20 protein-coding genes are annotated in these 21,567 nt (G+C 67.2%); 6 read left to right on the forward strand and 14 right to left on the reverse strand.

The window, feature by feature from the left end; genetic code table 11:
- Positions 1 to 48: 48 nt before the first annotated feature.
- The 4 genes from AC1RPL_RS18340 to xseA form a co-directional block, all read right to left on the reverse strand.
- The gene (locus tag AC1RPL_RS18340; protein ID WP_493071377.1) at positions 49 to 3,054 is read right to left on the reverse strand and encodes a TonB-dependent receptor plug domain-containing protein; all 3,006 of its coding nucleotides are present in this window, start codon (positions 3,052 to 3,054) and stop codon (positions 49 to 51) included.
- 268 nt (positions 3,055 to 3,322) lie between these two features.
- Entirely contained in the window at positions 3,323 to 4,225 is a 903-nt protein-coding gene (locus tag AC1RPL_RS18345) for a M23 family metallopeptidase (protein WP_493071378.1), read from the reverse strand.
- Between the two features lie 13 nt (positions 4,226 to 4,238).
- A complete protein-coding gene (locus tag AC1RPL_RS18350) occupies positions 4,239 to 4,439 on the reverse strand; it encodes a DUF2093 domain-containing protein (protein ID WP_493071380.1) in 201 nt (66 codons plus the stop codon).
- Positions 4,440 to 4,464: 25 nt separating this feature from the next.
- Complete coding sequence (xseA, locus tag AC1RPL_RS18355) at positions 4,465 to 5,841, reverse strand: exodeoxyribonuclease VII large subunit (RefSeq protein WP_493071382.1); 1,377 nt, start codon at positions 5,839 to 5,841, stop codon at positions 4,465 to 4,467.
- Between xseA and purD the strand changes: the two genes are divergently transcribed.
- The 3 genes from purD to AC1RPL_RS18370 all read left to right on the forward strand — a co-directional run bounded on the left by purD (position 5,840) and on the right by AC1RPL_RS18370 (position 10,377).
- The gene (gene purD / locus AC1RPL_RS18360) at positions 5,840 to 7,102 is read left to right on the forward strand and encodes a phosphoribosylamine--glycine ligase (RefSeq protein ID WP_493071384.1); all 1,263 of its coding nucleotides are present in this window, start codon (positions 5,840 to 5,842) and stop codon (positions 7,100 to 7,102) included. The genes xseA and purD overlap by 2 nt on opposite strands.
- 599 nt (positions 7,103 to 7,701) lie before the next feature.
- Entirely contained in the window at positions 7,702 to 9,510 is a 1,809-nt protein-coding gene (locus AC1RPL_RS18365; protein ID WP_493071386.1) for a vWA domain-containing protein, read from the forward strand.
- 114 nt (positions 9,511 to 9,624) lie between these two features.
- Positions 9,625 to 10,377 carry a helix-hairpin-helix domain-containing protein gene (locus AC1RPL_RS18370; RefSeq protein WP_493071387.1) on the forward strand — a complete coding sequence of 251 codons (753 nt, stop codon included), beginning with the start codon at positions 9,625 to 9,627 and terminating at the stop codon, positions 10,375 to 10,377.
- On the opposite strand, the gene AC1RPL_RS18375 is transcribed toward AC1RPL_RS18370, so the two are convergent.
- From AC1RPL_RS18375 to AC1RPL_RS18395, 5 genes are all read right to left on the reverse strand, one after another.
- Complete coding sequence (locus AC1RPL_RS18375) at positions 10,374 to 10,886, reverse strand: STM3941 family protein (RefSeq protein ID WP_493071388.1); 513 nt, start codon at positions 10,884 to 10,886, stop codon at positions 10,374 to 10,376. The two genes, AC1RPL_RS18370 and AC1RPL_RS18375, sit on opposite strands and share 4 nt — an antisense overlap.
- Positions 10,883 to 12,193: a hemolysin family protein gene (locus AC1RPL_RS18380; RefSeq protein ID WP_493071390.1), complete on the reverse strand. Its 1,311-nt coding sequence runs from the start codon at positions 12,191 to 12,193 to the stop codon at positions 10,883 to 10,885. Before AC1RPL_RS18380 ends, AC1RPL_RS18375 begins: the two co-directional genes overlap by 4 nt.
- A gap of 109 nt (positions 12,194 to 12,302) precedes the next feature.
- Positions 12,303 to 12,734 (reverse strand): nucleoside deaminase, encoded by a 432-nt coding sequence (locus AC1RPL_RS18385; RefSeq protein ID WP_493071797.1) that lies wholly within the window; start codon positions 12,732 to 12,734, stop codon positions 12,303 to 12,305.
- A 132-nt stretch (positions 12,735 to 12,866) separates the two neighbouring features.
- The gene (locus AC1RPL_RS18390; protein WP_493071392.1) at positions 12,867 to 13,076 is read right to left on the reverse strand and encodes a YqaE/Pmp3 family membrane protein; all 210 of its coding nucleotides are present in this window, start codon (positions 13,074 to 13,076) and stop codon (positions 12,867 to 12,869) included.
- The gene (locus tag AC1RPL_RS18395; RefSeq protein WP_493071393.1) at positions 13,073 to 13,369 is read right to left on the reverse strand and encodes a hypothetical protein; all 297 of its coding nucleotides are present in this window, start codon (positions 13,367 to 13,369) and stop codon (positions 13,073 to 13,075) included. The genes AC1RPL_RS18390 and AC1RPL_RS18395 overlap by 4 nt, the downstream gene beginning before the upstream one ends.
- Positions 13,370 to 13,570: 201 nt before the next feature.
- Between AC1RPL_RS18395 and rpmB the strand changes: the two genes are divergently transcribed.
- Positions 13,571 to 13,867, forward strand: coding sequence for a 50S ribosomal protein L28 (gene rpmB, locus AC1RPL_RS18400; protein WP_493071395.1), 297 nt, complete (start codon positions 13,571 to 13,573; stop codon positions 13,865 to 13,867).
- A 92-nt stretch (positions 13,868 to 13,959) separates the two neighbouring features.
- Here the strand turns inward: rpmB and AC1RPL_RS18405 are convergent, their stop codons facing one another.
- The 5 genes from AC1RPL_RS18405 to AC1RPL_RS18425 all read right to left on the reverse strand — a co-directional run bounded on the left by AC1RPL_RS18405 (position 13,960) and on the right by AC1RPL_RS18425 (position 19,421).
- Entirely contained in the window at positions 13,960 to 14,172 is a 213-nt protein-coding gene (locus AC1RPL_RS18405) for a hypothetical protein (protein ID WP_493071397.1), read from the reverse strand.
- Between the two features lie 65 nt (positions 14,173 to 14,237).
- Positions 14,238 to 15,233, reverse strand: a complete 996-nt coding sequence (locus AC1RPL_RS18410; protein WP_493071399.1) for an esterase-like activity of phytase family protein — start codon at positions 15,231 to 15,233, stop codon at positions 14,238 to 14,240.
- Positions 15,234 to 15,420: 187 nt separating this feature from the next.
- Positions 15,421 to 16,143: an acetoacetyl-CoA reductase gene (gene phbB / locus AC1RPL_RS18415; protein WP_493071401.1), complete on the reverse strand. Its 723-nt coding sequence runs from the start codon at positions 16,141 to 16,143 to the stop codon at positions 15,421 to 15,423.
- Between the two features lie 33 nt (positions 16,144 to 16,176).
- Positions 16,177 to 17,184, reverse strand: a complete 1,008-nt coding sequence (gene hemH, locus AC1RPL_RS18420) for a ferrochelatase (RefSeq protein ID WP_493071403.1) — start codon at positions 17,182 to 17,184, stop codon at positions 16,177 to 16,179.
- The gene (locus tag AC1RPL_RS18425; RefSeq protein WP_493071404.1) at positions 17,181 to 19,421 is read right to left on the reverse strand and encodes a xanthine dehydrogenase family protein molybdopterin-binding subunit; all 2,241 of its coding nucleotides are present in this window, start codon (positions 19,419 to 19,421) and stop codon (positions 17,181 to 17,183) included. Before AC1RPL_RS18425 ends, hemH begins: the two co-directional genes overlap by 4 nt.
- 163 nt (positions 19,422 to 19,584) lie before the next feature.
- Between AC1RPL_RS18425 and lgt the strand changes: the two genes are divergently transcribed.
- Entirely contained in the window at positions 19,585 to 20,454 is an 870-nt protein-coding gene (gene lgt / locus AC1RPL_RS18430) for a prolipoprotein diacylglyceryl transferase (RefSeq protein WP_493071798.1), read from the forward strand.
- A gap of 109 nt (positions 20,455 to 20,563) precedes the next feature.
- Positions 20,564 to 21,565 carry a class I SAM-dependent methyltransferase gene (locus AC1RPL_RS18435; RefSeq protein ID WP_493071800.1) on the forward strand — a complete coding sequence of 334 codons (1,002 nt, stop codon included), beginning with the start codon at positions 20,564 to 20,566 and terminating at the stop codon, positions 21,563 to 21,565.
- The last annotated feature ends 2 nt before the right edge of the window (positions 21,566 to 21,567 follow it).

Consider the following 21,567-nt stretch of genomic DNA (forward strand, 5'->3'; position numbering starts at 1 on the left):
GCCGCTCCCGAAGGAGCGGCCCAATCTTTTTGCGATCAGCTCAGATCTTTAGAAATCGACCCGGGCACCGACGCGGAAGTAACGGCCCAGAATATTCGCGCCGGCCCAGGCCGGGTTGAACTGGAAGATGCTGTAACCTGCCGACGGATCGTAGACAGGCTTGATGCCGGCGACATTCATGATGTTGCCGTACAGCGTGAACTTGTCGTTGATCTTGTAGCTCGCCGAGAAGTCGACGTTCCACTGCGCCTTGGTCTTGCAGAGCACCGGCTGACCGTTGGCATAGGTCGCAACCGACGCACCGATGCTGGCAGCGCAGTCACCCTTCACGCCGCCGTAATCGATCGACGCCAGGTCATAGCCGCTGGTGTAGTATACGGTCGTCGACCAGGTGAGACCACCCGTCGCGAAGGTATTCTGCCAGCTGCCGCGCCACTTCGGCGCACCCGAGCACGACGTCACGTCGCACGGGCTGAGCGTGCCGTCGTAGCGCTGCTCGCTGCCGCCGATCGTCTTGGCGAACTTGATCAGGTACGAAGACTCGAACGAGCTCGTCCAGGTCGTCTCTTCGTCCAGGGCAACGCGGGCATTCGCACCGAAGTCCAGACCCGAAACTTCCTGCGAGTCGTTGTTCTGGAACGAATACTGGATGAAGCCGAGCTGCGGGAGCGCGTTCGGGAACGCCGTGTCCGGGGTACCCGGGACCACGGTGATGCCCGGCACGTTCACGACGCCGTTGTTGGCATAGTATTGACGACGCACATCCGAATAGTCCGCGCCGCCGATGATGTCCGTGACCTTGATGTTCCAATAGTCGACGGTGAAGCTGACGTTGCGGATCGGCTCGAAGATCGTGCCCAGCGTCCAGCTGGTCGACTTCTCCGGGCTGAGCGCCGGATTGCCGGTCGAGGTCAGGCCGACCGGGAAGCTGCCCGTGGCATAGGCGTTGCCGCCGTGCGCCGCGATGAAGGCCGCTTCGGCCGGGGTCGCCGGGTTGAGCGTGTAGGTCACGTAACCCGTGGTCGGCAGGCCGTATGCTTCGTTGAACGACGGAATGCGGAAGCCCTTCGACCAGGTGCCGCGAACGGCGATCTGCTTGATCGGCTTAACCTTCGCCGTGAACTTCGGCGAGAAGTTGCTCTGGCCCGACGAGTAATCGTCGTAACGGCCGCTCGCACCCAGCTCGAGCTGATCGAAGATCGGCGCCGAGACTTCGTAATAGGCCGACTTCACGTTACGGCTGCCGACGGCGCCCACTGCGTTCGCCACGAAGTAGCGATCATAGGGCGAAGCCAGGTTCTCGGGGTTAGCCGAGGGGTTGTCGATCGACTCGTGACGGTAGGAGACGCCCGCCGCGACACCGAACGCACCGCCCGGCATCTGGAAGACTTCCTTGGTCAGCGTCGCCGACACCTGCCACAGATCCGAGAACGAACGGCTGCTGTTCAGCGGCGCGACATAGTCGCGGACCGCCTGGGTGTTCGCAGCCGGGTTCAGGAAGTTGTACTGGCCGGTGGCAACCATGTTCCACAGGCGCTGCGGAATGATGTAGTTGGCCTGGTCGATGTCCAGCTGGACCTGCGACGCGGTGGCATCGACCTGGTAGCCCCAGCCATCGCCGAACGTGCCGTTGATACCGATCGCGCCACGCAGGTTGCGCGCCTTGCTGTCGATGATGCGCGGCAGGTCGTAGGTCGCCAGAACCTGCGCACGCTGGCCCGAGGCAGCATAGGGGTTCTGCGGGTTGAGCACGCCGTTCGCGGCGGTGCAGCCCGTGTTGTCCATCAGGCGGGTACCGACGCCCGTCGAACAGACATAGACCGGCAGATAGAGGTTCGACGGCTGCAGGAAGCCGTTCGGGTTAGGCGGCGGCAGCGTGCCGCTGAGGCCGCTCGGCGTGCCGGTGGTCGAAGTCTTGACCTGGTAATAGTTGGCCGCAGCGTAGAACTCGGCATTGTCGCCGATCCGCGCCGTGAAGCGCGCGGAGAAGCCGAGGCGCTCCTGCTCCGGCTGGAGCTGGCCATAGGCAGCGCGCGTGTCGAGCTGGCACTGCACGGTGCCGCCAGCAGTGCCGCTGGCAGCAACCGGAACATTGACCGGGGCCAGGCCGCGGCAGCCAGCCGCAGTGTTCATCAGCTGGAACAGGCCGGTCGCGGTGCCGGCAGCGCTAACCGGACGAGCCGTCGGGACCGGAGTCGCCGAGAGGCCGTTGAAGCGGCCGTTGGTGTAGCTGTTGCGGACGCCGTTGAACATGCACGAGGTACGGCCATCGTTACAGACGCCGCTCAGGTCCGACGTGTTGTACGGATAGCCGCGATCGCGGGCGTACAGCGCGTCCTGGCGCTGATATTCGCCGTTGATGTAGAAATTGAAGCCCTGCTCGTTCAGGTCGCCATAGCCCCAGGTCGCGTCAAGACGCTGCTCGCCTGCGTCGCCTTCCTGCGAGATGCCGGCCGAACCGTTGAGGTGCAGGCCCTGGATCTGCTTCTTGGTGATCACGTTGACCACGCCGGCGACGGCGTCTGCGCCGTAGGTCGACGAAGCGCCGTCACGCAGCACTTCGATACGCTCGATGATCGCGTTCGGGATGGCGTTGAGATCGACGAAGTTGCGGTGGCCGTCGTCCGCGAGCGGATACGGCGCCATGCGCATGCCGTCGAAGATGGTCAGGGTCGACTGCACCGTCAGGCCGCGCAGCGAAACCGCGTTGGCGCCGGTGGCGAAGTTCGAACCGGTGTTCCAGCCCTGGGTGATCGTGCCGGCGCCGTTGGCCGAGATGCGCTGAACGGCTTCGGCAACGGTGTTGATGCCGCGCTGCTGCAGCGTCTCGGCGCTCAGCACGGTGACCGGCGAAGCGGTCTCGGTATCGGTGCGGCGGAACAGCGAGCCGGTGACGACGATTTCGCCAGCCTGATCGTCCTTCTCCTGCGCTACCGGCACGGTCGTGCTCGAGCTCGTATCCTGCGCCATCGCCGGTGCGGCGAACAGCGCACTCGCGAGAACGAGCGCGGACAGAGCCGTGCCCCCGCGCAGCGTGATCTGCGTGTTCTTCATGGTGATCCCTCTGTGTATCCGGCCGCGTCACGGATGCTCGGCAGCCGGGTTGTCTCCCCGCTCCCCCCTCCATTCGTGTGCAACTCACGTATCAGGAAGGCAGAGCTTGACGGGATCGTGGATCGCGGCCCCCTCGGTGTAAACCGCACGCGGTCATGCTGCGGGCGCTTTCAAAATGACTGTAGCTAAAATGCCACAACCGCGCTCGAATATTGCGCGGCAGCGCCGATTCCTGTTTCATTATGTTGCAGCGCGACACATTTGCGCCTCAATCCGTGACGGGCATTGACCCCGCCACGAGCAGCGGATCGATCCGCGCCTCCCGCCATTTGAGACTCCAGTGCAAATGCGGGCCCGTGGCACGCCCCGTCATCCCCACCGCGCCGATCGGCTGGCCCCGGCGAACATGCTCGCCCACCCGCACGTCGATTCGCGACAAGTGCATGAAAGCGCTGTTCAATCCCATGCCGTGATCGACCATCAGCAGGTTGCCTTCGAGCGTGAAAGGCCTGGGCGCAGCGAGAATCACCACGCCATCGGCGGGCGCCAGCACCACGGTGCCGGTGGGCCGGGCGATGTCGATTCCCGAATGATAGGAGCCCGGCTCGCCACGATAGATTCGCTGCGATCCGAAAAGCGTGGAAATACGCCCGACAACCGGCCAGAAAAACGGCATCTGGCGCCAACCCGCTGCATCAGTCTGTAATTTCCGTGCAGCATTGATCTGGGCGAGTTCGGCCGGGCGCAGCCGGTCGAACTCGGGGCGCGGCACCGGATATTTGGGCAGGGTGTCGAGGCGCGAGATATCCCAGGCGCGCGGCGCGATCGCCAGCTGCTGGCGCTGCTGGCTGCCGTCGCCCAGGGTCGCCACCAGCGTGGCGCCCGGGCCATGATCGCGGTCGAAGGCGATCAGGAACTTGCGGTCGGGCGTGAGCGGCACCGATTCGCCGTCGAGCGTGAGCAGGCTGGTGCCCTTGGGTGCCGTCCCGATCACCGCGCCACCCTGGATCAGCTGGCCCTGCAGCGCGAAGGGCGCGGCGATGTTCGGTGCGCTCGGAATGGCCGCAGCAATCGCCGCGGCCGCCGGCAGGTGCGTGACGGCGGGCAGTTGGGCACTGCCCAGCAAGGTGAAGCCCAGGATGGCGGCGGGCAGCCGGGCAGCGAGGCCCATCAGTCGCGCCCCCTCAACCCTGCATCGCCTGCATCGCCAGGGTGGCGGATGCATAGGGCTCCTGCTTCTCGACACTCCAGTAGCGCAGCAATTCGAGCGGGATCTTCTCGCTGCTGACCGCGCAGACGACATGATCGCCGGGCGTCAGCACGCGAAAGCCATTGGCCATGAAATGGAGGCGCGCCAGGCGGGCGACGGGGTTGGACATCAGCATGGCGGCATCCTCGAAACGTGCTTCTTCACAACAGGCTGGGCTGTTCGGGCTTGGGCGCATCATAGGTTTTGCCGGCCGGCCGCTCAAGGCGCGCATCGACCGCGCCATCGATGAAGTGGAGCGTCACCGCACCCGCGGCACGTGCAGCATCGGCGGTGCCGATCACTTTCTTCGTGCCGCGCGCCTCGACCCAGGCATAGCCCTTCTCCAGCGGGCGGTTGGGATGGACCAGGTCGAGGTGCCGCCCGATCCCGTCGAGCCGCTGCCGCGCTGCGGCGAGGCGCTGGTCAAGCATCGCCGGGCGCAGTGCGCCGGCCGAGCGATCGAGCACGCCGCGCGCCACGGTGACGCGCCGCTCGAGCGCGCGGTCGAGCCGCCCGCCGAGATCGTCCATCTTCTGGCGTTGCGGCCCGAGCAGCGCATCCCGCCTGGGCAGCACACGGACCAGGGCCGCCAGCCGCTCGCCGGCGCGCTCGTGATAGCGGCGCACGCAGCGCTCGGTGCGGTGGGCGAGCGTCGCAATCGCGTGGCGGACGTCGGCGAGCACCGGCACGGCGATCTCGGCGGCGGCCGTCGGCGTCGGCGCGCGCAGGTCGGCCGCGAAATCGCAGAGACTTGTGTCGGTCTCGTGCCCCACCGCGGAGATCACCGGGATGCGGCAGGCAGCGACCGCGCGCACAACCACCTCCTCGTTGAACGCCCAGAGATCCTCGATCGAGCCGCCGCCGCGCGCGACGATCAGCAGGTCGGGCCGCGGCACCGCGCTACCCTCGACCAGGGCATCGAAGCCGCGGATCGCATTGGCGACTTCCTGCGCGGCGCCGTCGCCCTGCACCTTTACCGGCCAGACCAGCACATGGCTGGGGAAACGGTCCGCGAGCCGGTGGAGGATGTCGCGGATCACCGCGCCGGTGGGCGAGGTGACCACGCCGATCACCTTGGGCATATAGGGCAGCGCCTGCTTGCGCTCGCGATCGAACAGGCCTTCGCCGGCGAGCTTGGCCTTCAACTTCTCGAACAGCGCCATCAGCGCGCCTTCGCCGGCCAGCTCCATCCGCTCGATGACGATCTGGTATTTGGAGCGCCCAGGATAGGTGGTCAGCTTGCCGGTGACGATCACTTCGATGCCGTCCTGCGGCTGGAACGGGATCGCGCTGGCGGCACCGCGCCAGATCACGCCGTCGATCACCGCATCGGCATCCTTGAGCGCCAGATAGGCATGGCCCGAGGCCGCGCGCTTCCAGCCGGAGATCTCGCCGCGCAGCCGGACATGGCCGAACTCGCCCTCGACCATCCGCTTCAGCGCGAGCGATAATTCGCTGACCGAAAGCGCCGGTGCGTTGTCGCCCGCCACGGGCTCGGCTACGAGCCGCGCTGGCGTATCGAAGAAGGGGTCGCTCATGAATGTCCTATTGCTCGGCTCGGGCGGCCGCGAACATGCTCTGGCCTGGAAGCTCGCGCAATCGCCGCTGCTCGAACGGCTCTACGCCGCGCCGGGCAATCCGGGAATAGCCGAGCACGCCGAAATCGTGGACATTTCGATGAACGACCACCGCGCCGTGATCGATTTCTGCCTGCGCCATTCGATCGGCTTCGTGGTGATCGGCCCCGAGGCGCCGCTCGTCGGCGGGCTGGCCGACAACCTCCGCACCATGGGCACGCTGGTGTTCGGGCCCAACAAGCTGCCCGCCCAGCTCGAAGGCTCGAAGGGCTTCACCAAGGATTTGTGCGCGCGCGAGAAGATCCCGACCGCCGGCTATGTCCGCTGCGAGACGCGCGACGGCGCGCTCGCCAGCCTCGAGGATTTCGGGCTGCCGGTGGTGATCAAGGCCGACGGCCTGGCCGCGGGCAAGGGCGTCACCGTCGCCTTCACCCATGAAGAGGCCGAAGGCGCGGTGCTCGCGATCTTCTCGGAAGCCGGCGCCAGCGTGGTGATCGAGGAATTCCTGGAGGGCGAGGAAGCCAGCCTGTTCGTGCTCACCGATGGCGAGGCGTTCGTGCCCTTCGGCTCGGCACAGGACCACAAGCGCGTCGGCGACGGCGATACCGGCCCGAACACCGGCGGCATGGGCGCCTACAGCCCCGCCCGCGTGCTAACCCCGGCGCTGGAACAACAGGCGATCGACGAGATCGTCCGCCCGACGATCGAGGCGCTGGCGCGGATGGGCGCGCCTTATTCGGGCGTGCTCTATGCCGGGCTGATGCTGACGCCGACCGGCCCCAAGCTGATCGAGTACAACGCCCGCTTCGGCGATCCCGAATGCCAGGTGCTGATGCTCCGCTACCAGGGCGATCTGCTCCAGCTGATGCTCGCGGTGGCCAAGGGCGAGCTGGCCGGCCAGCCCGCGCCGGCGTTCGCCGACAAGACCGCGCTCACCGTGGTGATGGCGGCCGATGGCTATCCCGCCACCCCCGAGACCGGCGGCGCGATCCGCGGCATCGACCAGGCCGAGGCGACCGGCGCCAAGGTGTTCCATGCCGGCACCCGGATGGAGGGCGACACGCTGGTCTCCAGCGGCGGGCGCGTGCTCAACGTCACGGCGCCGGGCGACACGGTGCGCGAGGCGCAGGTTGCAGCCTATAAGGCGGTTGACGCGATCGACTTCCCCACCGGCTTCTGCCGCCGCGACATCGGCTGGCGCGAAGTGGAACGCGAGGGCTAGAAGGCCAGGTTTTCCACTGGGGGGCCTCGCCGCCGAAATTCTTGCCGCAATATTCGATCCACACCCTGTCGGTCGTGCGATCGTAGCGTCCCAGGACAACCCCTGGCCGTCGAGTCGTCGATGGAGGCCACCGGGAATGGCCAATTTCCGGCGACCAGAACATGCGGCGACCTCGCGGAAATTGAGCAGGACATATCGTTCATCGATCGCGTTCCGCAGCGGCGCGCTCCGATCGATGTCGCGATGCAGGTCATAGCCATAGGTGCGAAGCCAACCGTCCAGCCTGCCGATGCACGGCTTGCCCTCCAATCGCGCCTCGATGCGATCGAGCAACTGATAGGGGGGGCTTGGGAAGCTGTTCCAGCGCCGCCGCGATCTCATCGATCGTCTGATTCTGCACTGGCGGATCCGGATCGTGGCACCCCGCCAGCGTCGCGAACATCAATATCAGCAAGCCACCGCGCATGGCATATGGCTATTCCACCCCAAGAATGATACAAGATATCATTCGTTCATCTGGCGCTCATCGCGGAAGCGCAACATTCGCTCCACCAGGCACGCAGCGACTCGCGTGCCGCACTCTGAAGGGGAGAGTTGCCATGTCGCGTTCCGCTCTGCTGCTCGGTTGTACTGCCCTGCTCACCACCTCCGCCGCGCCGCCGCCCTTGCCCAAGGCCAGGCCGGTCGCCGCTGCCGCGCAGGACCGCTCGCCGGTCCGCTGCGTGAAGCAGCCCGACATCGTCATGTCGGGCAATCCCGTGCGGGGCCGCCACCCCGTGCCGACCTCGATGCCGGTGCCGGTCCCGACGCCCCCTCCCATGCCGATGTATGAGCCGATGCCGGCCCCGCCGGCGCCCGTGGCGAGCCAGGAAGTGGTCGTCGCCGGCCATCGCGCCTCGATGCAGAATGCGACTCCGGTCACCGTCACCGGCGCGCTCCAGCGCGCCAAGACCGCCGACGGCGTTCGCGGCGTCCCGCCCTATGGCGCGACCGGCAATACCGAGCGCTATGACGGCAAGGCCATCGCCTCGATCCTCTCGGTCGCCGACCAGCCTGTCTCCACCTTCTCGGTCGATGTCGATACCGGCGCCTATGCCAATGTCCGCCGCTTCCTGACGCAGGGGCAGGATGTGCCAACCGAGGCGGTGCGCACCGAGGAGCTGATCAACTATTTCCGCTACGATTATCCGCGACCCACGTCGCGCGAGGTGCCGTTCAGCGTGACCACCGATGTGTCGACCACGCCGTGGAACGCGGAGACGCGGCTGCTGCGCATCGGCCTGCGCGGCTATGACGTCGATGCCAAGGGCCGCCCGCCCGCCAATCTCGTCTTCCTGGTCGATGTCTCGGGATCGATGGAGAGCCAGGACAAGCTGCCCCTGGTCAAGCGCGCCCTCACCCAGCTCGCAGACCGGCTGACCCCGCGCGACCGCGTGTCGATCGTCGTCTATGCGGGTGCCGCCGGCGTGGTGCTCGAGCCTACAGCCAAGAAGGAATATGTGAAGGCGGCGCTCGACTGCCTCTCGGCCGGCGGCTCCACTGCGGGCGGTGATGGGATCAAGCTCGCTTATTCGGTCGCCCGCGCCAATTTCCTGAAGGACGGCATCAACCGCATCTTCCTGGCCACCGATGGCGACTTCAATGTGGGGATGAGCGACAACGGCGCGCTCGAGGCGCTGGTCAAGAAGAACCGCGACGACGGCATCACGCTGACCACGCTCGGCTTCGGCACCGGCAATTACAACGAAGCGATGATGGAGCGCATCGCCGATGTCGGCAACGGCAACTATGCCTATATCGACAGCGCGATGGAGGCGACCAAGGTGCTCGACGACGAGCTCTCCGCCACCCTCTTCACCATCGCCAAGGACGTGAAGGTCCAGGTCGAGCTCAACCCGTCCCAGGTGAAGCAGTACCGCCTGATCGGATACGAGAACCGCGCGCTGGCCGAGGAGGACTTCAACAACGACACCGTCGATGCCGGCGATATCGGCGCGGGGCACCAGGTGACCGCCCTTTACGAAGTCGTCCCCGCCAATGCGAAGGGCTGGACTTCTGATCGCCGCTACGACGCCAATCGTCCCGCTGCCGCCGCGGCCACCGGCAGCGAGATGGCCTTCGTCAAGCTGCGCTACAAAATCCCCGGCGACGAGACCTCGAAGCTGCTCGAGCGGCCAGTGCCGGCAAGCCTGATGCAAAGCGCAGCAGCGCCGCGCGGCGACATGGCGTTCGTCACCTCGGTCGCGGCGTTCGGCCAGCATCTGCGCGGGGACAAGTACCTCAACGGCTATAGCTACCCCCAGATCGGGGCGCTGGCGCCGGCTTCCGAGAATTACTGGCGCAGCGAGTTCGGACGCCTGGTGAAGCTTGCCGATTCGGGACACGCGTCCGGAGGCGCGAGCGACTAGCTTGTCCCGCTGCGTCGCACCACGTTATGCATTGCACAGGAATCGCAACTCGCACGACGGGAACAGGCGCAGATGAACAGCACGGAACCGCTCTTTAACGGCGCGCCGATTTGGTTGACGCTCCCGTTCGCGGCGATCGCGGCGGGAGTCGTCTTCGCGCTCCTCATCCTGTTCTGGGGGGCCCGGCTCGCCAGCCGCCGCCGCGCGGCGCGCGAGGAGGTCGAGGAATATAATGAGGAATATGCGGAGCAGACACCCTCGCGCCCGATCAGCGCGCCCGTCGCCCCGCCGCCTCCGCCGATCGCCGAGCCGCCGCTAGCACCGCCCGCGCCGATCGTGCCGCCACCCGCCCCCGAGCCGGTCGTCGAAACGCCCGCGCCCGTGACGGTGCCCGAGCCGGTTGCCGAGATCGTCCCGACCCCGCCACCGCCGGTGGTCGAGGAAACGCCTGCGCCCGAACCTCTGGCACCCGAGCCCCTGGCACCCGAACCCCTGGCAGACGAGCCGATCGCCGCGGCCGCGCCGCTCGATGCGTCGCCGGCCTCGCTCGCTTCGGACATCGCCGAGCCCGTTCAGCCCGAGCCGGCACCAGCGCCGGAGCCGGTCACCGCTGCACCCGCTGCTCACGCCGCGGATGATCTCACCCGGATGAAGGGCGTTGGCCCGCGCCTGGCGGATCGGCTGAACACCGTCGGCATCACCAGCTTCGCCCAGCTTGCCGCGCTGACGCCGGAAGAAGCTGATGCACTCGACGCCAGGCTCGGCGACTTCCAGGGCCGCATCCACCGCGACCGCTGGATCGAGCAGGCAGGCTTCCTGGCCAAGGACGACATCGCCGGCTTCGAAGGCGTGTTCGGGAAGCTCTAAATCGCGCGGAACAGCCCAGGCGCATTAGCGTGCACCGCCGCGAGGATTTCCTCATGCGTGCAGGTCAGGCCCTGGGCGGTCAGCGCGATCTCGCCGAACCCGATCAGCTTGTTGCCCTTGGCCAGGCGCCCGTGCAGCGTATCCGGGCGATAGCGCTCGGGCTCGCGCAGCCACAGCGAGACGAAGCGCTGGCGCTTGATGCTCATGTCCGCGGCGCGGGTGAAGGCAGTCCAGGGCATGCGTTCCTGCGACCAGCGGCGCCAGAGTATGCCTTCGGGCCCGATCTCCATAACGGGGCCGGTGCGGAAGATCTGCCGCACGGCAACCAGCGTGCATAGCGGAAAGAAGACCAGACCGGCCCAGCCAGCCCAATAGTGCACTGGATCACCTACCGGATCCGCGAGCCGCACGGCAAACAGTGCGACGAGACTCATCAGCACGCCAAGCCCGACCAGGCCGAGCTGCTGGCCCCGCGCGCCATGCGCAACGAGGCGGAACGCGCTGCTCATTTGCCTTCGGCGCGCGCCACCAGCAGCTTGTCGATCTTGCGTCCGTCCATGTCGACGATCTCGAAGCGCCAGCCCTGCTCGACGAAGCTGTCGCCTTCGTTGGGCAGCCGCTTGAGCACCGACAGCGCCAGGCCGGCGACGGTGGCGTAATCGCGGTCCTCGTCGAGATCGAGGCCGAGCTTGTCGGCGAGCAGGTCCGCCGGCATCTGCCCCGAGACTAGCAGCGAGCCGTCCTCTCGCGTCACGACATTGGGGTTGTCGCTCGGATCCACGTCCGAGGCGAGTTCGCCGGCGATCGCGGCGAGCAGGTTCGCCGGCGTGACGATCCCCTCGAAATGGCCGTACTCGTCATGGACCAGCCCCATCGGCACTTCCGCCCTGCGCAAGGCGCCCAAAGCGTCCATCGCGTCGATCGTGTCGGGCAGGATCGGCGCCTCGCGCATCAGCTTGCGCAGGTCGAGCGCTTCGCCACGGAACAGCGCCGCGGCGATATCGCGCGCCTGGACCACGCCGATCACCGTGTCGATCGACCCCTCGGCCACCGGCAGGCGCGTGCGCGGGGTGAGCAGCAGCGCCTCGCGGATGCCATCGGCATCCAGGTCGACATCGACCCAGTCGACATCGGTGCGCGGCGTCATCACTTCGCGCACCGGCCGGTCGGCAAGGCGGACGACGCTGGAGATGATCGAACGCTCATGCTCCTCGATCACGCCCGACTTGCTGGCCTCGGCGACGATGAGGTGGAGTTCCTCGGCTGTGACCCGGTTCTCCGATTCGCGGTTGAGGCCGATCAGGCGGAAGATCAGCGCGCTGGTTGAATCGAGCAGCCAGACGATCGGTGCGGTGGCGCGGCTAAGCCACAGCATCGGCACCGCCATCGTCACGGCGATCGGCTCGGGTGAGCGCAGCGCGAACTGCTTGGGCACCAGCTCGCCGATCACCAGCGAGAAGAAGGTGGTGATGCCGATCACGATCGCGATGCCGAGCGTATGGGCCAGCTCCTCGTGCACGCCGAGCAGCTCGATGCGCTGCGCGGTCGGCTCCCCCAGGCTCGCGCCCGAATAGGCGCCGGCGATGATGCCGATCAGGGTGATGCCGATCTGCACGGTGGAAAGGAACTTGCCCGGATCGGAGGCGAGCAGGATCGCGGTGCGCGCCCCCGTCCCGGCGCGGCCGACCCTCGCCATTGCCTCCAGCCTCGCCGCGCGCGACGAGACGATCGCCAGCTCCGACATCGAAAAAAGGCCGTTGAGAACGATCAGCGCGAAGATGATCGCTACGTCTATCCAGGGGAAAGGCGCTAACATGGTGTCCGGCCTTCATATCCGCATAGGGGGGCACGCGGCAACCGGCGTTGCATCCACGGAACGAATGGATGCGAATTCCTCCCTCCGAGGGCACCCCCGGGGGAGGATTTTAGCCTCGTCGTTCGCGGAAGAAATCGCGCAATATCTCGCCTGCCTCGGCCTCGCCGATGCCAGGATAGAGTTCTGGGCGATGGTGGCAGGTCGGCTGGCTGAAGAAGCGCGGGCCATGCTCCACCGCGCCGCCCTTGGGATCGGCCGCGCCATAATAGACGCGCGCGATCCTGGCATGGGCAATCGCACCGGCGCACATCGCGCAGGGCTCGAGCGTCACCCACAGGTCGCAATCCTCGAGCCGATCGCGGCCCAGCTGCTCGGCGGCGGCGCGAATCACCCGCATCTCGGCATGGGCGGTGGGATCGTGGAGCGTGCGTGGCGCATTGGCGGCGGTGGCGATCACTTCGCCCCGATGCACCAGCACCGCGCCCACCGGCACCTCGCCAGCTTGCGCCGCCGCACGGGCAGCGTCGAGCGCCAGGCGCATCGGTTCGGGGAGGGGAAACATCAGCGCCCGCGTAGCGCGGAAGCCGTGCCACGTCACCTTCCCGGTGAAGGCCGAGGCCCAGTCCAACGTCCCAGGCTTAAAGTCTAAGCCCCGGCCTTCGCCGGGGACAAGCTATGCAGTGACTGGCGTCGCAGGCTCGACGGGCTTCGCTTCCGGATCGCGCAGCACGCTCCATAGCGCGTAGGCGACGCCGGGGATGAACCCCAGCACTGTCAGCCCCGTTGTGATCCAGAAATCGCGCCCCGGCCCCTTGGCCAGATAAGTGCTCAAAGGCGGCAGCAACACCGCCGCCGCCACGGATCCAGGGCGCGCGGCCATCATTTTGCGGCGGGCGTAGGCGTCGGCGTCGCGCCGGCCTGCTTCACTTCGATGGTGGGCAAGGTCACTGTGGTGTTCTTCATCTCTACCGTCGGCACCTCAACGGTCGTGTTGGTGGTTCCGATCCCTACCGAACCCGTCTCGGCCTTGAATTTGGGCAGCTGGCCGCCCTTCGCGTCGAAGGTGATGGTGGGCATGGTCGCACCCTGCTGCTGCTCGATATGCAGCATGCCGACCGACATGAGCACCACGACGGCAAGCGCGATAAGGCCTATAAGAACGAGAATTCCACGCATCGCTTCATCTCCCCAAAATGAATCGCCAGATTTGGTCCGCCAAATCGAACCGGTCGCGTAATCAACGCCGCATCAACCATGGCGGTTGCATGGGCACAAGGCGTTTCTTGGGGCGAATCGGTTGACGCACCGTCCCAATACGGCTATCCGCGCCACCTTTCCGGCCCCGGTTCGCTGAGGCTCAAACCAGGATATCAAACGATGTCGCGCATTTGCGAGCTGACCGGCAAGGGCCGGCAGGTGGGTAACAACGTTTCCCACGCCAACAACAAGACCAAGCGTACGTTCCTGCCGAACCTGCAGAACGTCACGCTGATCTCCGATTCGCTGGGCCGCAGCGTCCGCCTGCGCGTTTCGACGCACGGCCTGCGTTCGGTCGAGCACAATGGCGGCCTGGACAACTGGCTGCTCAAGACCAGCGAAGACGACCTGTCGCTCCGCGCCCGTCGCCTGAAGCGCGAAGTGCGCAAGGCGACCGCCGAGAAGACCGCGGCCTAAAAGCCACGCCGCTGACGGCTCAATGCGGGCCCGTTCTCCACAGCGGAGGGCGGGCTTTTCGCATGTCGTTTTTCGGCGTGCACCTCGTCGGGCTAACGCACCAGAACATCAATGATGAGCGCGAGCGTCACAATTGCCATCGCGACGATAAACACCCAAAATCGGCCAGGGTCGGCCTCACGCGTCACGGACCGCCATTCGGCCGGCGCACTTCTTAGCCCGAGGCCGCCTGAGGCGAGGCCACCGAGCATCGTGACGGTGGATACCAGGATGATGATCCACTCGAACCACTTCGAGGCTACCATGCGCGCTGCCCTCCCGTCGCGAGCCTAACCCATAGCGCCAATGGTCGCCACATCGTCGGCAGCCATCAGCGCTTCGCGAAGTCCACCCGGAACTTGAGCAGCAGCGACCATTCCCAGAATTGCTGGTTGTCGTCCGATGCGATCCACAGGATCGTGTCCTTGCCTTCGCGCGTCACCGCCAGCGCTTCGTAATTGTCGTGGAGCAGCGGCGCGGCCAGCGTCGCGATCTCGGTGCCGCGCACCACTGCGCCGGCGCGAATCGCGCGCGGATCGACCAGGGTGAGCTTGGCGGTGAACAGCGCCGGCACCGAGAAGCGCCGGTTCAGCACGATCAGCCGGCCATCGGGCAACTGCACCGCGTCGCTGGGATCGTAAAGCTCGCCAGGCGGCATGTAGGAGAAGCGAATCGGTTTCGCTTCCGGCGCCGTCGGGTCGCCGGGGAAGAGCAAAGCCTCGCGGCCGACTCGGCTGCCCTTGGGCCGCGAGGTCTCGCTCAACACCACGAAGCGGCCATCGGTCATGCGGACCATCGATTCGGGTCCGCCATTGCTCGACCAGCCCCGCATCGCCGCCGGCCGCGCGCTCCGCTCGGCGCGCGTCAGACCGTCGTCATAGCGCCAGATCGCGTTGTAATTCTCGAAGCCGACCCAAATCCCGCCGGTGGCGGGATCGCCGGCCATCGACTCCGAATCGCGGTCCGCCTTCAGCCAGCCGGTGCCCGGCCCATCGGGCAAGTCGCCGAACCGCAGCTCGCGCGGCGTCCAGTCGGCACCCATGCGAAAGCGGATGAAGGTGCCGCCATCGGCGAGCAGGGTGAAGCGGTCCCCCTTGATTTGGAGCGATGAGAAGCCGCCAAATGCCCGGTCAGGGCTCTTCAGCCGAACCCCGCCGAGATAGGTGAGCGCGCCAACCCGGGTCCGCGATGGATCCTGCGCATCCAGCGCTACGCGCTCCACGGTCATGAGCGGCACCGGGCCCAGCAGGTCCCGCCTCTCGCGCCCCGAGGTGGAGAGCAGCAGGATCAACCAGAGCGAGAACAGGGCGATCGCGGAACGCAGCATTGTGCCCGCTCATAGCGGCTTGCGGCCGCAGAACCAGCGCCCGAAAGATGAACGCCAGATGACCGGCACGTTCAGGAGAAACTAAAGGGAACCCGCTAGAGTCGGGTTCGTTATCCTCACATAGTTTACCCTCGCGTAGCGTATCGAGGGCCGAGGGCCGCTCCCATATGGGGCGGCCCTCGTCGCATCAGTACATGTGCTGCCCGCCGTTGATCGACAGAGTCGATCCGGTGACGAACCCGCCATCCTCCGAGCATAGGAACACCACGCCGCGCGCGATCTCGTGCGCCTGGCCAAGCCGGCCGACCGGGATCTTGGCGACGATCTTCTCGAGCACTTCGGGCGGCACCGCGGCGACCATGTCGGTGTCGATATAGCCCGGCGCGATCGCGTTGACCGTAACCCCGAAGCGCGCGCCTTCCTGTGAGAGCGCCTTGGTGAAGCCGTGGATACCCGACTTGGCGGCGGCATAATTGACCTGGCCATACTGGCCGGCCTGGCCGTTGATCGAGCCGATATTGACGATGCGGCCCCATTTGCGCTCGCGCATGCCGGGGAACACCGCATGCGCCATGTTGAAGCAGCCGCCCAGGTTGACGCGGATCACGTCCTCCCACATCTCCCGGCTCATCTTCAGGATGGTGCCGTCGCGGGTGATGCCGGCATTGTTGATCACCACATCGACCGGGCCTAGTTCGGCCTCCACCCTCGCCACGCCTTCGTGGCAGGCATCGTAATCGCCCACGTCCCATTTGTAGGCGGCGATGCCGGTGCGGTCGGTGAAGGCCTTGGCCTTCTCTTCATTGCCCGCATAGTTGGCGGCGACGGTCATCCCCGCATCCCGGAGCGCAAGGCTGATCGCCTCGCCGATGCCGCGGGTTCCCCCCGTCACGATCGCTACGCGTGCCATGTTTTTCCTCTCCTCTATGGGTTGCAGCGGACGCTAGGCAGGCCGGGTCCAGCCCGCAAGCTCCTCACTCAAAATTGTGCGCAGCATCTCGATGCCGCCCTGGCTGTCGTTGAGACAGGGAAGATAGGCGAAATGGGTGCCGCCCGCGGCGAGGAAGGTCTCGCGCCCGCGGATTTCCAGCTCCTCCAGCGTCTCCAGGCAATCGGCGGAGAAGCCCGGGGCGACGATGGCGATCTTCTTCACCCCCCTGGTCGGCAACTCGGCGAGAATCGTGTCGGTCGCGGGCTCCAGCCATTTCGCCTTGCCGAAGCGCGACTGGAAGGTGACGATCAGTTCCCGCCCAAGCGCCTCGCCGAGCAACCGCGCGGTCTTCTGGCAATGGCAGTGATAGGGGTCGCCCAGGTGAAGCGTCCGCTCGGGCATGCCATGGAAGCTTGCCAGGACCGCATCGGGCGCGAAATCCTGCCGGGCCAGGCTCTCTTCCACCGAGGCCCTGAGCGCGGTGATATAGGCGGGATGGTCGTGATAGGGCGGCAGCGTGCGCAGCGCCGGCTGCCACCGCATGCCGGCCAGCGTGGCGAAGGCCGCGTCATTGGCCGTCGCGGTCGTCGCCGCGCAATATTGCGGATAGAGCGGTGCCACCAGGATGCGCTCGCAGCCACGCGCCTTCAGCTGCTGGAGCTGTCCCGCGATCGCCGGCTGGCCGTAGCGCATCGCATTGGCGACAATCACGTCCGGCCCGAAGGCGTGCCGCAAGGCCTCTGCCTGGGCGATGCTGATCGCGGCGAGCGGCGAGCCGTCCTCGCGCCAGACCTGGGCATAGGCATGAGCGGACTTCTTCGGCCGGGTGCGCAGGATGATCCCGCGCAGGATCGGCTGCCACAGAAAGGGCGATATCTCCACCACCCGGCGATCGGACAGGAACTCGCCCAGATAGCGCCGCACCGCGCCGGGCTCGGGCGCATCGGGCGTGCCGAGGTTGACCAGCAGCACGCCGATCTTGCCGGTCGCGACGGGTACATGTTTTTCCGGCCAGATCATTCGGCGTCCGATAGCAAGGGCAGCACCCGGAAGCGTACGCCGCTCGCCGATTGCAGCGCGTTGGCGATGGCCGGGGCGACGGCCGGCACGCCCAATTCGCTCACCCCGCCGGGGTCCGCTGCGTTGCGGATCAGCTCGACAGTGATGTCAGGCGCGTCGGCGAGCGTCGGCAGGCCAAGCTCGGACAGCTCGCGCACGTCCGCCACATTCTCGGTGAAGCCGGTCGATCCCGCGATCGCCGCGGCCATGCCGAAGATCAGCCCGCCTTCGATCTGCTGCTTGACCAGATCGGGATTCACGATCCGCCCGCAATCGACCGCGGCGACCAGCCGCTCGACCCGGACCTTGCGCCCCTCGAGCTTCGCTTCGGCCATCACCGCGATATAGGAGCCGCGAAACGCGTGGCAGGCGATGCCCTGGCCGCTGCCCGGCTGCCCGCCCTGCCAGCCGCCGAGCTGCGCCGCGGTCTGCAGGCACCGCGCGAGCCGCGTCTCGTTGCCCAGCATCGCCATGCGGAACGACACCGCATCCTGCTCGGCGACATGCGCCAGCTCGTCGAGGAAGCTCTCGATAAAGAAGCAATTGTAGCTGTGCGCGCCCGAGCGCCAGTATCCGGTCGGCACGCCGATCACGGCGGGGTGGTGGTCGACCGCGTAATTGGGGATGCCGTAGATGGGCTCCGCGCCCGCCACCGCCGAAGGATCGCCCTTGCCCGGCAGTGCGAGCGAGGCCTGGACGACCGGATCGCTGCCGAGCAGCCGCGTCGCCAGCTCGCGTCCCATCTCCGGCGCCGCGATCTTGGCGAGCAGGCCGGTGACCTGGCCGCGCCCGTTGAGCTTGCCGGTCAGCCGCCCGATCGCCGGCGGACGATAGCGGTCGTGCCGCATGTCCTCGCCGCGCGGCCAGGTGAGCTGCACCGGCCGGCCGATCTTCTGCGCAAGCACCGCCGCTTGCGCCGCCACTTCATGCTCCAGCTTGGCGCCGAACGAGCCGCCGGCCATCGTCGCGTGCACCGTCACCGCGCCTTCGCCGATGCCGATGGCCCGCGCCGCCGCCGCCCGCGCCAGCCCCGGCGCCTGGGTGGGCAACCACAGCGAGAGATGTCCCTCGGCATAGGACGCCGTGCAGGTCATCGGCTCCAGCGCGGCGTGCAGCGCGACATCGACGCGGTACTCGGCATTGACCACCTTCGCCCCGCGGAAGTCGGAGGCGAGATCGCCCGCCTCGTGCAACCGCGCGCCACCGGCATCAAGCGCGGCGTTCAGCGCATCGGCGATTGAATCATTGTTGATCACCGCTTCGGGGACCTTGAAGCGTGGCCGCATCGCATCGATCGCGCGCTGCGCCGCCCAGCCATTGTTCGCGACCGCGGCGACCCAGTCGCTGGTCGTCACCACCGCGAGCATGCCCGGCACCTTGTTGGCAGCCGCCCGGTCAAGCTTGACCAGCTCGGTCTCGCCGATCGGCCCCATCCGGATCGAGGCGAACACCATGTTGGGCAGGCGGACATCGGCGGCATAGAGCAGGCTGCCGTCCACCTTGGCCGGCGCATCGAGCCGGGGGAGCGGCTGGCCATAGAGCCGGTTGGCCTCGCCGGTGCGCAGCGGCACGTCGCCGGGCACACTCTCGTCCGCCGCGTCGGCCGCGAGTTCGCCGAAGCCGAGCTTCGAATTGCCGTGTATAACCTGACCGCCGGCAGTGTCGCAGCTCTGCCACTCGGTGCCCCAGCGCCGCGACGCCGCCTTGCACAGCAGCACCCGCGCGGCGGCGCCGGCGTGGCGCAGCTGATCCTCGAAGCTGCGGATCGATGTCGAGCAGCCGGTGAGCATCAGCCCCGAGCGCGCGGCATGGCTGCGGCGCAATTGCTCGGGCAGGCCGCCCAGCGCGAGTTCGAACAGCGTCTCGGCGGCGAGCGGATTGGCATAGAGCGGGTTGAGCGGCGCCGGCTCCACCCCCACCAGCTTCCAGTCCGCGCCCAGCTCGTCGGCGATGATCTGCGGCATGGCGGTGAACACGCCCTGCCCTTCCTCGCACTGGGGAATCGCGACCGAGACATGCCCGTCCGCGCCGATCTTGAGCCAGGCGCCGAACAGGCTCTCGCCCGGCGCCGCGGTGAGATTGGGGAGATAGGTACGCGGCCACACCGCCCAGGCGACCACCAGCCCGACGCCCACGCCCCCGCCGATCAGCAGCGTGCGCCGGTCCAGCTTCGCGAGCTTGCCGAGTTCGACCTTCATCGGGCCTCCTCTATCCTGCGGGCTGGGGACTGTCATCCCTGACCTATCCCGCCACCCCGGCCTGACCCAGGGTGGCGAGGGAATAAATCCGTCTCCGCCGCGAACCCCTTGGGTTTGCCCACCACCTGTTCTATCGGGCGGTACACCCGGAGGGACATCAGTGCTGCTTGCCACCCTGGCCGCCACGGCCGCCCAGCATATCCATTTCGCCGATCTCGGCCTGAACAAGGTCGCGCTGTCGCTCGGCTTCTTCGACATCAAATGGTATTCGCTGGCCTATATCGCCGGCATCCTGATCGGCTGGTGGTATCTGCTCCGCCTACTGCGCGAACCCGGCGCGCCGATGAGCAAGAAGCACGCCGACGATCTCGTCTTCTATGCGACGCTCGGCATCATCCTGGGCGGGCGCCTGGGCTATGTGCTGTTCTACGGGCTCGACCGGTTCATCCAGCACCCGGTCGAGATCTTCAAGCTGTGGGACGGCGGCATGTCGTTCCATGGCGGCGTGCTCGGCACCACGCTGGCGATCATCCTGATGTGCCGCCAGCAGAAGCTTAACTGGCTGCGCGTCCACGACTATGTCGCGTGCGTCGTCCCCTTCGGCCTGTTCTTCGGCCGCCTCGCCAATTTCGTGAACGGCGAGCTGTGGGGCAAGCCTGCCAACCTGCCCTGGGCGATCGTCTTTCCCGGCGCCGGCGACGTGGCACGCCACCCGAGCCAACTCTACGAAGCGGGGCTCGAGGGGATCGTGCTGTTCGCCATCCTCTGGTTCGCCTTCTGGCGCACCAAGGCGCGCTACGAGCCGGGCAAGCTCGTCGGCATCTTCCTGCTCGGCTATGGCGCCTTCCGCTTCTTCGTCGAATATTTCCGCGAGCCCGATGCGCAGTTCGCCGGCACGATGTTCGAGAACGTCATCCATATGGGCCAGGTGCTGTGCCTGCCAATGATCATCGGCGGCATCTACCTGATCGCCACCGCCAGGGGCCGGCGCGAGCGGGTCGAGCCGATCGCGAGCGCGGAGAGCGTGGCCTGAAGTGCGCGACGTTCCAGTAGAGAAGGGCCCCCTCGACGCCGGGCAGCAGGAGCGCAGCGCCAACGCCGCCGAGCCCCTGCTCGCCGAGCGGCTCTCCCGCGCCATCACCATGGCCGGGCCGATCCCGCTCTCGCAGTTCATGGGCGCGGCCAACGCGCATTATTACGGCACGCGCGATCCGCTGGGCGCGCGCGGCGACTTCACCACCTCGCCCGAGATCAGCCAGATGTTCGGCGAGCTGGTCGGGCTGTGGGTGGCGGATCTGTGGCAGCGCGCCGGCCAGCCGCCGATCCGCTATGTCGAGCTGGGCCCGGGCCGCGGCACGCTTGCCGCCGATGCGTTGCGGGCGATGGCCAAGGCCGGGCTGACGCCGCCGGTCGACCTGATCGAGACGAGCCCGATGTTGCGCGCCGTCCAGGCCGAGCGCGTGCCGGGCGCCGAATTCCATCTCGAGCTGATCGGCCTGCCCGACGATGCGCCGCTGGTCTTCGTCGCCAACGAATTCTTCGACGCGCTGCCGATCCGCCAGCTGATCGCCACGGCAGAGGGCTGGCGCGAGCGGCTGGTCGCCTGCCAGGACACGCTGTTCCTGCCGATCGCTGGCGACCGCAGCTTCGACATGATCATCCCGCGCGACTTCAAGGATGCGGCGCCGGGCTCGATCCTCGAGACTTCCCCGGCCAGCGTCGCGGTGCTGCGCCAGCTCGCCGCGCGGCTTACCGAACAGGGCGGCGCCGCGCTGATCGTCGACTATGGCTATTGGGGCCCCGCGATCGGCGACACGCTACAGGCGGTGAAGGGCCACGAATACGCCAACCCGTTCGATGAGCCCGGTGAAGCGGATCTCACCGCTCATGTCGATTTCGCCACGCTCAAGGAAGCTGCCGAGGCCGAGGGACTGGTCGTCCACGGCCCCGTCACGCAGGGCGATTTCCTGATGCGGCTGGGCATCACCGAGCGCACCGCCGCGCTTTCGCTGGCCACACCCGACCGCGCCGGGCAGCTCGCCACCGATCGCGAGCGGCTGGTCGATCCCGAGCAGATGGGCGACCTGTTCAAGGTGATCGCCCTCACCGCCCCCGGCTGGCCGGTGCCGGCTGGGTTCGAATGAAA

Source organism: Sphingomonas sp. GW821-FHT12D09 (genome assembly GCF_058807215.1).